General features: G+C 38.2%; 15 protein-coding genes and 1 tRNA gene. 8 read left to right on the forward strand and 8 right to left on the reverse strand.

Features of this window, described 5'->3' with window-relative positions:
• Positions 1 to 28 precede the first annotated feature (28 nt).
• The 3 genes from B9T24_RS01410 to B9T24_RS01420 form a co-directional block, all read right to left on the reverse strand.
• Positions 29 to 346 carry an AzlD domain-containing protein gene (locus tag B9T24_RS01410; RefSeq protein ID WP_086164169.1) on the reverse strand — a complete coding sequence of 106 codons (318 nt, stop codon included), beginning with the start codon at positions 344 to 346 and terminating at the stop codon, positions 29 to 31.
• A complete protein-coding gene (locus B9T24_RS01415; RefSeq protein WP_086164170.1) occupies positions 343 to 1080 on the reverse strand; it encodes an AzlC family ABC transporter permease in 738 nt (245 codons plus the stop codon). The genes B9T24_RS01410 and B9T24_RS01415 overlap by 4 nt, the downstream gene beginning before the upstream one ends.
• A gap of 78 nt (positions 1081 to 1158) precedes the next feature.
• Positions 1159 to 1977 (reverse strand): AraC family transcriptional regulator, encoded by an 819-nt coding sequence (locus B9T24_RS01420; RefSeq protein ID WP_086164564.1) that lies wholly within the window; start codon positions 1975 to 1977, stop codon positions 1159 to 1161.
• A 386-nt stretch (positions 1978 to 2363) separates the two neighbouring features.
• Between B9T24_RS01420 and B9T24_RS01425 the strand changes: the two genes are divergently transcribed.
• The gene (locus tag B9T24_RS01425; RefSeq protein ID WP_086164171.1) at positions 2364 to 3011 is read left to right on the forward strand and encodes a hypothetical protein; all 648 of its coding nucleotides are present in this window, start codon (positions 2364 to 2366) and stop codon (positions 3009 to 3011) included.
• Between the two features lie 67 nt (positions 3012 to 3078).
• On the opposite strand, the gene tsf is transcribed toward B9T24_RS01425, so the two are convergent.
• Positions 3079 to 3954: a translation elongation factor Ts gene (gene tsf, locus B9T24_RS01430; RefSeq protein WP_086164172.1), complete on the reverse strand. Its 876-nt coding sequence runs from the start codon at positions 3952 to 3954 to the stop codon at positions 3079 to 3081.
• A gap of 140 nt (positions 3955 to 4094) precedes the next feature.
• Positions 4095 to 4847, reverse strand: coding sequence for a 30S ribosomal protein S2 (gene rpsB / locus B9T24_RS01435; RefSeq protein ID WP_067867857.1), 753 nt, complete (start codon positions 4845 to 4847; stop codon positions 4095 to 4097).
• Positions 4848 to 5056: 209 nt separating this feature from the next.
• Here rpsB and map point away from each other — a divergent pair, with 209 nt between their 5' ends.
• The 3 genes from map to B9T24_RS01450 all read left to right on the forward strand — a co-directional run bounded on the left by map (position 5057) and on the right by B9T24_RS01450 (position 8007).
• On the forward strand, positions 5057 to 5884 hold the full coding sequence (gene map, locus B9T24_RS01440; RefSeq protein WP_086164173.1) for a type I methionyl aminopeptidase: 828 nt from the start codon (positions 5057 to 5059) through the stop codon (positions 5882 to 5884).
• Positions 5885 to 6049: 165 nt separating this feature from the next.
• Positions 6050 to 6469 carry a hypothetical protein gene (locus B9T24_RS01445; protein ID WP_086164174.1) on the forward strand — a complete coding sequence of 140 codons (420 nt, stop codon included), beginning with the start codon at positions 6050 to 6052 and terminating at the stop codon, positions 6467 to 6469.
• A gap of 311 nt (positions 6470 to 6780) precedes the next feature.
• The gene (locus tag B9T24_RS01450) at positions 6781 to 8007 is read left to right on the forward strand and encodes a pyridoxal phosphate-dependent aminotransferase (RefSeq protein WP_086164175.1); all 1227 of its coding nucleotides are present in this window, start codon (positions 6781 to 6783) and stop codon (positions 8005 to 8007) included.
• An 88-nt stretch (positions 8008 to 8095) separates the two neighbouring features.
• On the opposite strand, the gene B9T24_RS01455 is transcribed toward B9T24_RS01450, so the two are convergent.
• Positions 8096 to 8938 carry a DMT family transporter gene (locus B9T24_RS01455; protein ID WP_086164176.1) on the reverse strand — a complete coding sequence of 281 codons (843 nt, stop codon included), beginning with the start codon at positions 8936 to 8938 and terminating at the stop codon, positions 8096 to 8098.
• Positions 8939 to 9258: 320 nt separating this feature from the next.
• Between B9T24_RS01455 and B9T24_RS01460 the strand changes: the two genes are divergently transcribed.
• Positions 9259 to 9693, forward strand: coding sequence for a PaaI family thioesterase (locus B9T24_RS01460; protein ID WP_171264816.1), 435 nt, complete (start codon positions 9259 to 9261; stop codon positions 9691 to 9693).
• Positions 9694 to 9776: 83 nt separating this feature from the next.
• On the opposite strand, the gene B9T24_RS01465 is transcribed toward B9T24_RS01460, so the two are convergent.
• Positions 9777 to 10235, reverse strand: coding sequence for a hypothetical protein (locus B9T24_RS01465; protein WP_086164178.1), 459 nt, complete (start codon positions 10233 to 10235; stop codon positions 9777 to 9779).
• Between the two features lie 239 nt (positions 10236 to 10474).
• Here B9T24_RS01465 and B9T24_RS01470 point away from each other — a divergent pair.
• Positions 10475 to 10550, forward strand: a tRNA-Asn gene (locus tag B9T24_RS01470).
• A gap of 91 nt (positions 10551 to 10641) precedes the next feature.
• Positions 10642 to 11718, forward strand: coding sequence for a hypothetical protein (locus B9T24_RS01475; protein WP_086164179.1), 1077 nt, complete (start codon positions 10642 to 10644; stop codon positions 11716 to 11718).
• Positions 11719 to 12028: 310 nt separating this feature from the next.
• Here the strand turns inward: B9T24_RS01475 and B9T24_RS01480 are convergent, their stop codons facing one another.
• On the reverse strand, positions 12029 to 13210 hold the full coding sequence (locus tag B9T24_RS01480; protein WP_086164180.1) for a S1C family serine protease: 1182 nt from the start codon (positions 13208 to 13210) through the stop codon (positions 12029 to 12031).
• A gap of 171 nt (positions 13211 to 13381) precedes the next feature.
• Between B9T24_RS01480 and B9T24_RS01485 the strand changes: the two genes are divergently transcribed.
• Positions 13382 to 14140 (forward strand): Nif3-like dinuclear metal center hexameric protein, encoded by a 759-nt coding sequence (locus B9T24_RS01485; protein WP_086164181.1) that lies wholly within the window; start codon positions 13382 to 13384, stop codon positions 14138 to 14140.
• Positions 14141 to 14171: the final 31 nt, after the last annotated feature.

Genomic DNA, 14171 nt, shown 5'->3' on the forward strand with positions numbered 1-14171 from the left:
AATATTTCTGACGTATTTTATCTATTTCTTAAGAACTAAACATAAAAATAAGGAGATAAAAGCAAACCAAACTGACAATTAAATTCGGAAGAAGCCTTTTAAATAGTAAGGCCAAAACAATACATATGCCTGCTGCAATAAAATATGGATCTAAAGGAATTGATCTTAAAACCTCCCCTTGATAAAAAATGATAGGGGCGCAAATTGCTGTCAATAAACAAGGAGCAGAATATTGCAGCATCTCTTCAACCCAATGAGGCAATTTAAGGCAAACTCGAGGCTCTAAAAACAAATAACGGTTTAAAAAAACAATCGCAGCTAAAATTAATAACAATGCCCAAGTCATTTTTTCGTACCTTGCCATTTCTGTAAAAGCAGTGCTGTGATCATCCCCAATACACCAGAAAGAATCATGCCCATTTCAATTTGAAAATATTTGAATATCAAGGTCGCAATTAATGTGCTTACCACCCCCATCAAAGTCACTAAATTTTTAATCATTGGAACAATAATTAATATAAATATGGCAACAATAGAAAAATCCAAATGTAAACGCTCTAAGTTTGGAATGGCATTGGCTAAAAAAATCCCCAACAAACTAAAAAGACACCAAGCAAAATAAAAACAAATCCCAGCACCAAATAAATAAGCAAAACTGCGCTGAGCCTGATGAGTAACTCCTATTGCAAATAATTCATCCGTCAGTAAAAAACCAACTATCAACCTTTTATACACAGGTAAACAACGAATATCTTTACGAAAATTTAAGGCATAGATCAAATGCTGGCTTGTTAAAAAAAGTACAGTAATGACTATAGTAAATAGTGATGCACCAGACATGACCAACCCCAAACTAACCAATTGAGCCGCGCCTGCAAAAAAAATTGCAGACATCGCAAAAGATTGGGCAAAACTTAATCCAGCATTAACGGCCATTGATCCCGCCAAAATCCCCCACGGCAAGACAGCAATAGAAAGCGGTAAAATATCAACTGCCCCTTTGAAAAAGGCCTGTTTATTTAGCACATTCTTTTGAGTTTTCTTTTCTAAATTAGATAAGGCGTTTATAGGTAAATTCATCATAAGCTCAGCGATATTGCTATTAATTGCACTATGAATGAATCGTTGTCCTATGAATTGAACAAAATTGCGCAACTTTCATTTCAGATGAATAATATATTGTGATGGAGTAACTCCCATCGCTTTCTTAAAATGTCGAGTCAAATGACTTTGATCAGAAAAACCACAGTTTTGTGCTGTCATGGCAATAGAATGGCCGTATTTTAATAGCTGCCGTGCCTTATGTAATCGTATTTGTACCAACCAACTGTGCGGTGGCAATCCTGTACACTTTTTAAATTCACGGAGAAAGTGCCAAGGACTTAATCCCACATAATGAGCCAACTCCGTTAAAGAAAAATTCCTCTCAGGAAAACTTACCAATAGCTCTTTTACAAGTTCAATTTTTTTACATGCTTCAGGCAAGTTTAAAGGCGTAACTTTTGCCCGACCATATTTACCAATTAAACGCGCTAAAGTAGACAAATACATACTTTCTTTTAACAGGGTATTTTCTTTTTGCTCTAATAAATCAAATAGTAAGCTAAGTTGTTGTGCCAACCCAATATCGTGAATTACTGCATTTGTAAACCACGGTACACTATTTTTAATGGTAAAAAAATCTTGGCTTATCTCCAATAGCATTTCAGGAGTCGGATAAATCGCACGATACCCCCATCCCGACTCTACAGCAGATGAACCAGTGTGAATTTCATCTGCATTCACCAAAATAATGTCACCTTTGGGAGCCGTATGTAGCTGTCCTGTTCTGAAAAAACTTTGAGCACCCTCTTCAATCACACCAATACAATAGCCTTCATGAACATGTTTAGAAAATTGTTTTTGATGATAGCGTGCCTTGAGCAACTCCAAACCACCCAATTCTTGTAAATGAAGATAATTTGCCCACTCTTGCATATTTGATAAAGTCAAAATATAAACGCACTTCACCATAACATGATCAAAAAAAAGGGATAGAACAAAATTGCTATCCTATTTTTTAATTACGCTTTAATCATTTCCTCTTCAAACGCTCATGATCCACGAACTAAAATTTGAACAAACCCTAATCATCCAAAAATTTATTTTACTATTGCTTCTTCCTTTTGTTCTTTGACTTAAGAATAATATCACTCAATATTTTAAGCTGATGGTGATCTGAATGATGAAACTCTTGAGCTTTCCATCATGACTACACGCCCTCTAATCGTCAAAATTTTATACTTTCTTATTCACAATTTTATTTTCCTCTTCACAAGACAATGATTTATATTACCGCTGTATTTCTTTAGATTTATTCTTGCATGTTAGCTTGCCAACAGTTTCGTGATCATCTGATTGCCGTTTTCCCTGAACTCCAACCTACCGATTTCCCACCGATCAACCATTCTCAAGATATAGATACTTGGATTACAAATTGGTTATCTGAATACCCAATTAGCCAAGAATACCTCTTAGAATGTGATTATGAAGACTGGTCAAATAGTTTAGATCTTAAACTTCATTTTTTAAAAGCCAATGAAAACAACCCTATTCCTATCGATAGTGTTCTTGATGACGTTTATGATTTCTTTGAACCAGCATTGGGTTTTGACGAACTTAGCAACCTTGAAATGGATCATTTTGAAATAGATGATCTTGCAGTAGAAGACCTTGAAGTAGAAAATTTTGAACAAGATGATGCTAATGAAGATGACTCTATCCTTATAGAAGCTGAAAATATTCTGCTCGACAATATTCTAAATTGCATTCTAAGAAATGGTATTGATGTCATTTTTATTGATTTACCTGTTAAATTTCAGCTAATTTTAAGCCGCAATCCAGATCGCTCAGCCTTACAAGCATTGGCTGCTTATTTAACAGAACACAGCGATCCGAGCCACCCAGTCCGCTACTATTGCGCACGTAGCTATAGCCATCACCTTTTTCCCTATCTAATTGGAAAACTTTAAAATATTCACATAAAAAAAGCCCCTTTAGGGGCTTTTTTTACACAATACTTTTACTTATACAGTAAAATTATTGAGCAGCAGCTTGAGCAGCAGCAACTTCTTCAGCGAAGCTCATTTCTGCTTTTTTCTCAATCCCTTCACCTACTTCAAAGCGAACGAATTGAGCTACAACTGTAGCAGTTGCTTTTAATACATCAGCAACTTTTTTGTCGTTGTCAATAACGTACATTTGACGCTCAAGAACAACTTCATTTAAGTATTTTTCAACTGAACCAGTCACCATTTTTTCAACGATGTTTGCTGGTTTACCTGATTCAATTGCTTTCGCTTCAGCAATTTCTTTCTCTTTAGCGATAAGATCAGCAGATACGCCTTCAGCATTTACAGCAACTGGATTGAATGCAGCAACGTGCATTGCAATACCTTTACCTGTAGCAGCATCACCAGTGTAAGATACAACTACACCAATTTTTAAACCGTGTTTGTAAACTGCAAGGTTTTCACCTTCAACAATTTTCGCACGACGAACTTGAATGTTTTCACCGATTTTTTGAACAAGTGCAATACGCGCTTCTTCTACAGTCGTACCATCTTCAAGTTTTAATTCAGCAATTTTAGCAGCATCAGTTTCGTTTGCAGCAAGTGCAGCAGCAGCAACTTTAGCAGAGAAACCAGCAAAGTTTTCGTCTTTAGCAACGAAGTCAGTTTGACAGTTTACTTCTAAAAGAAGTGCTTTGTTGCCTTCTTGAACGATAGTGATCGCGCCATCAGCAGCAATGTTACCAGCTTTTTTAGCTGCTTTTGCTTGGCCTGATTTACGAAGATTATCAATCGCTAATTCAACATCACCATTCGACTCTGTTAATGCTTTTTTGCATTCCATCATCGCAAGACCAGTACGGTCACGTAATTCTTTTACCATGCTCGCTGTAACTGCAGTCATGTTGTTCTCCTAAATACGGTAGAAAATTCAATCTGTTCAACAAAAACGGCCCAAAGTGTTCTCTGGACCGTTCTGCTTTCTTGACGCTTAATTTGCCACCATTACATGTCGCAAAAATGACAACCTTGCGTCAAAACGCATTAAGCCTCTGGAGCTTCTTTAGCAACTTCTTCAACTTTAGCTTGAGCGTTTGCTTGTGATTGAGCGTACTCTTTACCAGCAAGAATCGCATCAGCCATAGCAGAAGCGTAAAGTGTAACCGCACGGATTGCATCGTCATTACCCGGAATAACGTAGTCTACGTTGTCTGGGTTAGAGTTTGTATCAACGATACCGATTACAGGAATACCAAGGTTTTTAGCTTCTTTAATCGCGATTGATTCGTGGTCAACGTCAATTACGAATAATGCGTCAGGTAAACCACCCATGTTTTTAACGCCGCCTAAAGCACGTTCAAGTTTTTCCATCTCACGAGTACGCTCTAAAGCTTCACGTTTAGTAAGCTTAAGGAAAGTACCGTCTTGAGATTGAGTTTGAAGGTCTTTCAAACGGTTGATTGATTGACGAAGCGTTTTCCAGTTCGTCAACATACCACCTAACCAACGGTGATCAACATATGGTTGACCAGCGCGTTGCGCTTGTTCACGGATGATGTTAGAAGCAGCACGTTTAGTACCAACGAACAATACTTTGTTCTTTTTGCTAGCAAGATTGTTAACAAAGTTCAAAGCATCATTTAACGCAGGAACAGTGTGTTCAAGGTTGATGATGTGAATTTTGTTACGCGCACCAAAGATGTATTCACGCATCTTTGGATTCCAGAAACGAGTTTGGTGACCAAAGTGCGCGCCTGCTTGAAGAAGGTCACGCATGCTTACGTTGTAATCTGCCATTTTCTTTATACCTTAAAGTTTGGGTTAGGCCTCCATATATCCGCATTCTCCACCCCAAAGGGCACCCAGAGAAATGTGTCGATATATGTGCGGATTTTGTTGCCCCATCCAACAAAGCCCGTGAAATATATTCACGAAAAAGCATTTGATAAAATGGGCGGCTATTTATACCATAGTCACATATAAATTTCCAAAAGTTTTTAGAGATCATGAACAGTACTTACCAAGCACCACGTCGACTTATTAAAACCCCAGATGAAATTGAAAAAATGCGTGTGGCGGGACGACTGGCGGCTGAAGTTTTGGATATGATCAAACCGCATATCAAACCGGGTGTTACCACACTTGAGCTTGATACGATTTGTCATGACTATATTGTCAATGTTCAAGATGCCATTCCAGCGTGTTTAGGTTATGGCGCAGCTCCCGGACGTCCAGCGTTCCAACACGTCATTTGCACATCGGTCAACCATGTGGTTTGTCACGGCATTCCTTCTGACAGTAAAAAACTAAAAAAAGGTGACATCCTCAATATTGATGTCACTGTGATTAAAGATGGTTATCATGGCGATACCAATATGATGTATATCGTCGGTGGCGAAACGTCCATCTTGGCTGACCGTTTATGTAAAGTGGCTCAAGAAGCGATGTATCGCGGTATCGAAACCGTTAAACCCGGTTCAACGATTGGCGACATTGGTCATGCAATTCAACAATATGTTGAGTCGGAACGCTTTGGTGTGGTTCGTGAATACTGTGGTCATGGGATTGGCACAGTCTTCCATGATGAACCACAGGTACTGCACTATGGTCAAGGCAATAGCGGTATGATCCTTGAAGAAGGTATGACTTTTACCATTGAACCTATGGTCAATGGTGGAGACTGGAAAACTAAACTTCTCGGTGATAAATGGACAGTAGTCACCAAAGACCATACTCTGTCTGCTCAATATGAACATACGCTTTTGGTCACAAAAACTGGGGTCGAAATACTCACTGCCCGTCCTGAAGAAGATTTATCACGCTTTATGAAATAAAAATTCAAGCGTCTATTTTTAAAAAGGCTACTTGAATGTAGCCTTTTTATTTCTTGCTTTTAATGTGCAGTTTTTATTTCACATCCATACAAGTGCTCATTGATTTTTAAACCATTTTAACCATACTGCCATGTATCCCAATTCATTTTTAGTTCAGAGCCTTCTATGTCTAATTTTAGTAATGTCACAATAACCCACAATGATGATGATTCTGTTTCATTGTTAATTGATCAAAAGCCTATTTCTGAACGTTATGGTATGAATTTTAGCGCAACGATTGTCGATGAACTAAAAGCCCTAGCTCATGGTCAAAGTCTCAAATTATTCGAGCAATTTGTCTTTTCACATACCGATTTAAACTTTGAACACAACTATCGTTATGTGACCTGCGTGATTAACCAAGAGTCTGGTTACACCACCTCATCTAATTTCGTTTATAAAATTACCGCTGTTGATCAACAACCGATAGAGCATGTCATTACCAAGCAAGGACAAGCGATGACACCTGAAGATGTTCGTGAGTTCATCAATGCTCATCTACAAAAATCTCTCACCGATTACACTGACTTAAAATACGCTTACTAAGGTTTAATTAAAGCATTTCTTCATGTTGGGCACTTTAATGAGCACTCTTTTTGATTCAAGTGCAGTGCCCACAACACCCTACAAATCTTTGCTTAAAACCTCAATTTTAGACCTGACTTATTGCCACAAACCATATTCCAATTTCACTACCAATAAAGCCATCCGCTTTTATAGCGCTATATAAAGCATCAATTAAACAAAACAATGTACTTTTTCTATTGTTGGCGCATTCTGTCTCCCCTTTCTTGTGTTTTTTAGGCTAAAATAATCTGCTTTTTTATTTTCTAATCCCCATAAGAAGGAATACTGCCGTGGACGTACGTCTCTCTGATCGTGTAAATGCCATCAAACCGTCCCCTACACTTGCTGTTACCAACAAAGCTGCTGAACTTAAAGCGGCTGGTAAAAACGTAATTGGTTTGGGCGCAGGTGAACCAGATTTTGACACCCCACAACACATCAAAGATGCAGCAATTACAGCAATTAACAACGGTTTTACCAAATATACCGCTGTTGATGGTACGCCAGGTCTTAAAAAAGCGATCATCGCAAAATTTAAACGCGACAATAATCTTGATTATGCAGCAAACCAAATCTTGGTTTCTTGCGGTGGTAAACAATCCTTCTTTAACTTGGCACTTGCTTTGTTAAACAAAGGTGATGAAGTCATTATTCCTGCACCTTACTGGGTAAGCTACCCAGATATGGTAATCATCGCTGAAGGCGTGCCAGTTGTTGTTAAATGTGGTGAAGAACAACGTTTCAAAATCACTCCTGCTCAATTAGAAGCTGCAATCACTGACAAAACGCGTTTAGTTGTGCTTAACAGCCCATCTAACCCGACAGGCATGATTTACACTAAAGCTGAATTAGAAGCTTTGGCTGAAGTCCTTCGTAAATACCCAGAAGTTTATATCGCTTCTGATGATATGTACGAGCCAATCCGTTGGGATGATGAGTTCTACAACATTGCAACTATTGCGCCTGATCTTTATGACCGTACAATCGTGTTAAACGGTGTGTCTAAAGCCTATGCAATGACTGGCTGGCGTATTGGTTATGCAGCGGGTCCTGCTAAATTGATTGGCGCAATGAAAAAAATCCAATCTCAATCAACTTCAAACCCAACCTCTATTTCACAAGTTGCTGCTGAAGCTGCATTGAATGGTCCTCAAGAAGTTCTTGAACCAATGATTGAAGCATTCAAACGTCGTCATGACTTAGTGGTAAAAGGCTTAAACGACATCAACGGTATCACTTGCTTACCTGCTGATGGTGCGTTCTATGCTTACGCTAATATCAAACCGTTGATTCGTGCTAAAGGTTTAAAATCTTGCACAGAATTCTCTGAGTGGTTATTAGAAGAAACAGGTGTTGCCGTAGTTCCTGGTGATGCATTCGGTTTAGGCGGTTTCATGCGTATTTCTTACGCAACTGCTGATGAAGTACTTGTAGATGCACTTGCTCGTATTAAGAAAGCGGCTGATTCAATCGAAGGCGTTGATGCTGCAATTGCTTCAATTGCTGCTGAAAAATAATCTGCTTTTTATAAAGCCAGATTAAAAAAACCCGCGATTTTCGCGGGTTTTTTTAATCAAAAATAAATACTTAATATAAGAAAGTGACTTACTTATTTTCTTCAACGCTATTTTTTCCTGCATAAATCACAAAAAAAATACCCAACAATACAATCACGGTTGATAAAACAAGGCGTAACCCAATGGTTTCACCAATAAAAGTCGAACCACCTAAAATTGCTAAACACGGCACACTCAACTGTACAATGCTCGCATCTATACGGTCGATACGTTTAACAATGGAATACCACAGCACATAGGCTCCACCAGAGGTAACTCCACCTGAAAGCATAGCAAGAACAATGCCTTGAGTACTGATATTTACACCTTGATGTAACATAAAATAGCCCATCAGCACCAAAGGAACAGCCAGCAAGAAATTCCCCAAACTGCTTGATAACGGATTCAGCATCTTCTTACCTAAAATACTGTAAGCTGCCCAAGCTAAACCGGAAATCATCATGATAATGGCATAACTCAAACTCGGTGCACTAGCTCCCGGTAAAAGTAAAATTACAATCCCCATTAATGCAATGATTAAACCGAAACCACGTTTTAAATTTAGTTTTTCACCATGAAAAACAGCATAAAAAACCATCGCCAATTGCACCATTCCAAACAGTAAAAGTGCCCCAACCCCTGCATCAATTTGGATATAGGCATATGAAAATGCCACAATATAAATCGCCAAAGCCAGTGCGCTGTATAAATTCCATTGTATTGCCTGTCGCGTTTGACTCAGCAACCACAGCATTAATAAGACCACCGCACCACTACAGACACGAATCACGCTAAAACTTAACGGGTCTATTTGCTGTCCAGCCAAAGCCAAACGACACAACACAGAATTTGCAGCAAAGGCCATCATAGCCAAGGTTATTTTTAAGAACATTGTTGAGTATCCATATTCAACGACGGGCTTCTATTTACTCTTATAGATATACAAATTTAGACATAAACTCCAGTTTTTATCTCTCATGTCTTAAATTAAATAAACCAATTCAAGTCAGTCATAAAAACTTATATGCTGCGCACAATCTCATTTTATGCTTATCTCAAACTTATTATTACAAAAAGAATATCCAACAAGGGCTTAAAGTAAATATCAGCAGTCCAGCACACAAATCAGCTGCGTTAACTTGACGAATATAAAACAGCCCATTAAGTTACCTACACGTTTATTTTAAAACTCAATAATAATTCAGGAAGATCGTGATGAATCCCAAAGAAATGACAGGGCTACAACTTTTACAAGCCATGTGCGCTGGCAAAATTCCAGCTGCAAGTATTAGTGAAACCATTCCTATGCAGCCATATGAGGTTTCTAAAGGAACCATCCACTTCAAGGCTAAAGCCGACAACCGTCATTTAAATCCGCTGGGTGGTGTGCATGGAGGTTTTGCAGCAACAGTACTCGATTCTGTCACAGGCTGCGCTGTACACAGCATGTTAGAAGCAGGTGTGGGTTACGGTACAATCGACCTAAATATTAAAATGTGCCGCCCCATCCCACAAGATAAAGAACTTATTGCAATTGGCACAGTCATTAACATCAGTAAAAACTTAGGTATTTCGGAAGGTAAAATTATCGATGAAAATGGCAAGTTATATGCACATGCCACTGCAACCTGCATGATTATCCGTTAATTTAATTTTTAATAGTTTAAGACATTTAACCCAGTATTTTGGCAAACCAATCAAAAGTTTGCCATTACGATATACTTTTCTGTTTATATGGCTGTTTTAAAATTTTTAATCAGGCTGCCCTGAAAAACACTCGGACGATATGTGCCTTTAAAAATACACAAATATTTAAATACACTATCCAAAGATACGGAAAGCTTTTTCTGCTCAGACACAGACCAGACTTTCGAATTGTTTCGTCCTGATAACGCACTACCATTCAATTGATAAAGATATAAATCATGATCACGCTGTAACGGTTTTTTACGACCATTAGAATAACTTTCCAGTAGCAATTGACATGGCGAGTTAATCAACCATTTATCACTAAACCAAAGTTGTAATAAATCACCAAGATAAAGCTGTTCAGTACCCACTGGCCACACTTGAATATAAGCGTCTTCTACCGCAGTTCGATACTGTACAGAATCTTGAATAATTGAAAGGTAGTTGTCTTGATAAAAAGATAAATTTGAAAAAATTTCGGCAATCGTCAGCGTATGCATTCGCTTTCTCCTGTTTAGCCATTTTAGTGCTGGCAAGTTGGTTTTAAATCCACACTGTTTGAATATTCATTCAAACGCTCTGTTATGGATTTAATCTAGCAACTCATTTTTGGCTGTGCAAGTTTTTTTAACTATTTTGATTTATTTGTCTAAATAAAAAGCATACAGTGCAAAAATGAAGGAAAGGTGACAACTTTAGCTTGACCCTCCGAAAAATCCCCTTATAATCGCACTCAGATTCTCCAATAGCTCAGTCGGTAGAGCGACGGACTGTTAATCCGCAGGTCCCTGGTTCGAGCCCAGGTTGGAGAGCCAAATATTAAAAAGCCCAATCATTTTGAATTGGGCTTTTTTTATGCCTATACTTTAAATATACTGCGCCAAATCATTCTCTTAAAAATAAAAAATGCTAATTAAAACAGATTTAAAGTCCAATCAAGCCGCATTGCTACGCGCTAAACTCGCCACTTTCGCACTTCTATTTTTAAGTATTCCCTTTGTCATTTACTTAGTGAGCTGCTCACCAAAAACTCAGCTTGAAAAACTAACCAAGGCCGCACCACCGCTCTACGATAGTCAAACCAATCAAGCCATTCCCACCACTCAACAATTGCTCATTCCCACTGATCAAATTCAGGATAATAAATTTCAGCCGAATGAAAATCTCCCTGCACTTGAGCAAATATCAACAGAAAAACATTGGATGAGTCCAGCAACCCCATTTAATAGCGCTACAGGTCGATTTTACCTGCACGTTGATTTTGCGGGGCAACAAGACAACCGTAAAGATCTTGAAATTACAGTACTGCCGATCTGTGAGATACAAGGCAAGCCAGCACCTTGTCGTAAAAGTAATATAAATGATCAGGGATATTTCTTTAATGTCTCGACCAACCAACAAACAGAATATCAAAGCCTAGAAGCCAATCAGTCTTGGTTGTTTTATGGACATGATTTTGAAGAAATCTACAGTATTCCTTACAACGCACAATCGTTAAGATTTATAGTGAAAGCCAATATTCCTGAGGGCTTAAGCATCCACTGGTTAAGATTAAGCATCAGTGAAAATCCTATCACCTTACAACAGACCAGCGCCATGTTAGGCAGTCAATATATACAATGGTTTAAATATGCCTTGATATTTCTTCCTGTGTTGGGCTTTTTGCTGTTTCATTTCAATCAAGGCTTTAAGAGCAGCAGAGCGCTAACCATTGGCTTGCTCAGCAGCTTACTTTTTACAGTACATACCGTTGTTTGGGACATCAACTACATGGTATTCGGATGCCTACTCTTATCCTTGGCGAGTGTTTTATACTGCTTTGGCAATTCACTCTATCGCCTGCTGTATTTAACAGGTTTTCTGATTATTGCAGGGTATGCACAACAAAAATTTGGTGGCTTTAATCACGCATTTTTCACTCAAACCACACTGATTTTAATTATTGGTTTAGGTTTGTATTTTGCAGAATCTAAAGACCAATAAGTATCGCAACTAGAATAAAAAAATTCTCCAGCTTAAGGGGATTTTTTATTAAATCAGATTAAAACTGAACGCATATTTCTAGCGCTTCAAATCACCTTAATAACAGCCATTAATTCGGCCAAAACTAAATAATCACTCTTAAGATAAATCCCCACATCTACCATTACCTTATCATCAATACTTAAAAATGATCGTGTAAATAGATCGAAAATAAATCTCTGTTGCACTTCATTTAAGAATCTAAAAAATAAAAAAGCGCATCGAAATGCGCTTTTTTTAGTCAAATTATCTAAATAAAAATCAGATTTTTTTAACGCTTCGGTAAAGGAATATACTGTGAACTATTATTCTGCGCTTTACGCTCAGCTACAACTACATCAAGCATTAATGGTTTTCCATCTCGAACAACAGCAATTTTGATACTGCTATTTGGAGCCTGTAAAGCCACATAGTTAATCAGGTGAGAAGCCGAAGTAATTGGCTCGCCATTGACCTGAATAATCTTATCGCCTTTTTTAATTCCCGCATTTGCCGCTGGGCCTTTAGGCAGCACATCCGCCACCACAACACCTGCTTGCTTAGGCTCAAGAAAATTCTCTTGCTGCACAGGCATCAAGCTGATCCCTAACCAACCACGAACCACACGACCATCTTTTAAAATTGAATTCAATACTTGCTGACAAACTTTAGCAGGAATTGCGAAGCCAATCCCTAATGAACCACCTGATTGAGAAAATATAGCAGTATTTACCCCAATCAAATTACCCGCGACATCAGTCAATGCACCACCAGAATTACCCGGATTAATTGCAGCATCTGTTTGAATAAAGTCTTCATAGGTATTAATACCCAAATCTGAACGATTGGTTGCAGAGATAATCCCTTGCGTTACTGTTTGCCCAACACCAAATGGGTTACCAATCGCAAGGACAACATCTCCAACCTCATTACCACTCAGCTTAAAGGGCAAAACAGGCAGCTTATCTAATTCAATTTTAATTACGGCAAGATCAGAATCTGGATCAGTACCAATAATTTTTGCAAGTGCACGACGACCATCATTTAACCCCACCACAATCTGATCTGCTTGCGCAATCACATGATTATTAGTCAAAATATAGCCATCAGAACGAACAATAACACCTGAACCTAAACTGTTTTCATTTTGTTCTTGACCCAGTTGATCTGGAATTTGATCACCAAAAAATTCACGAAAAGCAGGATCATTTAATAAAGGGTGTTCAACTTTGTTTACTTTCTGTGTGGTAAAAATATTCACTACTGCCGGAGCTGCAACTTTGACAGCAGCACTATAAGAATCAACCCCACCCGTTTTGGTCGTATTGACCAAAGACTCCACTTTCTCTGCTGGCATTTTTACACCATCAGCTGCAATAGGCGCTTTAGGTTTCTGATATTGTTGCCATGAAAGAAAACCGAGAGTCACTAGAATGAGTAAAACCCAAGGTAACCATGAAAATGTGCGACGCACTTTAATTTCCTCTAATAAATATTTTAATTCGTTGATGACTAAGTAATTTATGAATCATTGTAAGATGAAATACATCAAGAAACATAAAATAGTACAAGAGTTTTGTCATGCTTTAGTTACAATTTAAAATATGTGTTGTTGATGTTAAATATTTAGACTTTTGAGAAATTTATGGCAAAACTTAATGAAATTATTCAGTGGTGCAATCAAACCCTGAAATCACATGAATTTAAAGACTATGCACCAAATGGTTTACAAATTGAAGGTAAACAAGATGTAAATAAAATTTTGTGTGCGGTCACCGCATCACAAGATGCCATTGATGCAGCGATTAAACAAGGTGCTGACCTACTCCTAGTGCATCATGGTTATTTTTGGAAAGGTGAACCTTACCCGATCACAGGAATGCGTGGTAAACGTATTAAGAGCCTCATTCAACATGATATCTCCCTCGTAGGTTATCACTTACCGCTCGACTCCCACCCAAGTCTTGGCAATAATGCAGCCCTCGCGGAAATTTTAGGTTTACGCGATATCGAACCGCTAGATTCCAATGAACGCTACCCGATTGGTAATATTGGTTACTTAAATCAACCTATGTCTGCGGCGGCCTTTAAACAGTATTGTACTGATCGTTTAGGTTTTAACACCATCCACTTACCTGCCGAAAAAGACAGTATTCAAAAAGTGGCATATTGTACTGGCGCTGCACAAGACTTTATCAGCAAAGCGGCTGAACGCGACTGTGATGCTTATATTTCTGGGGAAGTCAGCGAACGTACATATTATGAAGCACGTGAATTAAACGTGAATTATTACGCCTGTGGTCATCATGCAACTGAGCGTTATGGTGTTCAGCGTCTTGCTAAAGCTATTTCAGAACAGTTCAATATTGAGTATAGTTATTTCGAATTAAACAATCCGATTTAATTTTAAAATCGCTTGTGTTTGGCATTTTTCT

It is taken from the genome of Acinetobacter sp. ANC 4654 (assembly GCF_002135425.1).
GTDB classification, from domain to species: Bacteria; Pseudomonadota; Gammaproteobacteria; order Pseudomonadales; family Moraxellaceae; genus Acinetobacter; species Acinetobacter kyonggiensis.

Excerpts from the sequence above, each read along its gene's own strand:
- rpsB (WP_067867857.1), bottom strand. The coding sequence starts at position 4,847 with ATGGCAGATTACAACGTAAGCATGCGTGACCTTCTTCAAGCAGGCGCG.
- B9T24_RS01485 (WP_086164181.1), top strand. The coding sequence starts at position 13,382 with ATGGCAAAACTTAATGAAATTATTCAGTGGTGCAATCAAACCCTGAAA.
- B9T24_RS01415 (WP_086164170.1), bottom strand. The coding sequence starts at position 1,080 with ATGAATTTACCTATAAACGCCTTATCTAATTTAGAAAAGAAAACTCAA.
- B9T24_RS01425 (WP_086164171.1), top strand. The coding sequence starts at position 2,364 with ATGTTAGCTTGCCAACAGTTTCGTGATCATCTGATTGCCGTTTTCCCT.
- B9T24_RS01465 (WP_086164178.1), bottom strand. The coding sequence starts at position 10,235 with ATGCATACGCTGACGATTGCCGAAATTTTTTCAAATTTATCTTTTTAT.
- B9T24_RS01410 (WP_086164169.1), bottom strand. The coding sequence starts at position 346 with ATGACTTGGGCATTGTTATTAATTTTAGCTGCGATTGTTTTTTTAAAC.
- map (WP_086164173.1), top strand. The coding sequence starts at position 5,057 with ATGAACAGTACTTACCAAGCACCACGTCGACTTATTAAAACCCCAGAT.
- B9T24_RS01455 (WP_086164176.1), bottom strand. The coding sequence starts at position 8,938 with ATGTTCTTAAAAATAACCTTGGCTATGATGGCCTTTGCTGCAAATTCT.
- B9T24_RS01445 (WP_086164174.1), top strand. The coding sequence starts at position 6,050 with ATGTCTAATTTTAGTAATGTCACAATAACCCACAATGATGATGATTCT.
- tsf (WP_086164172.1), bottom strand. The coding sequence starts at position 3,954 with ATGACTGCAGTTACAGCGAGCATGGTAAAAGAATTACGTGACCGTACT.
- B9T24_RS01475 (WP_086164179.1), top strand. The coding sequence starts at position 10,642 with ATGCTAATTAAAACAGATTTAAAGTCCAATCAAGCCGCATTGCTACGC.
- B9T24_RS01420 (WP_086164564.1), bottom strand. The coding sequence starts at position 1,977 with ATGCAAGAGTGGGCAAATTATCTTCATTTACAAGAATTGGGTGGTTTG.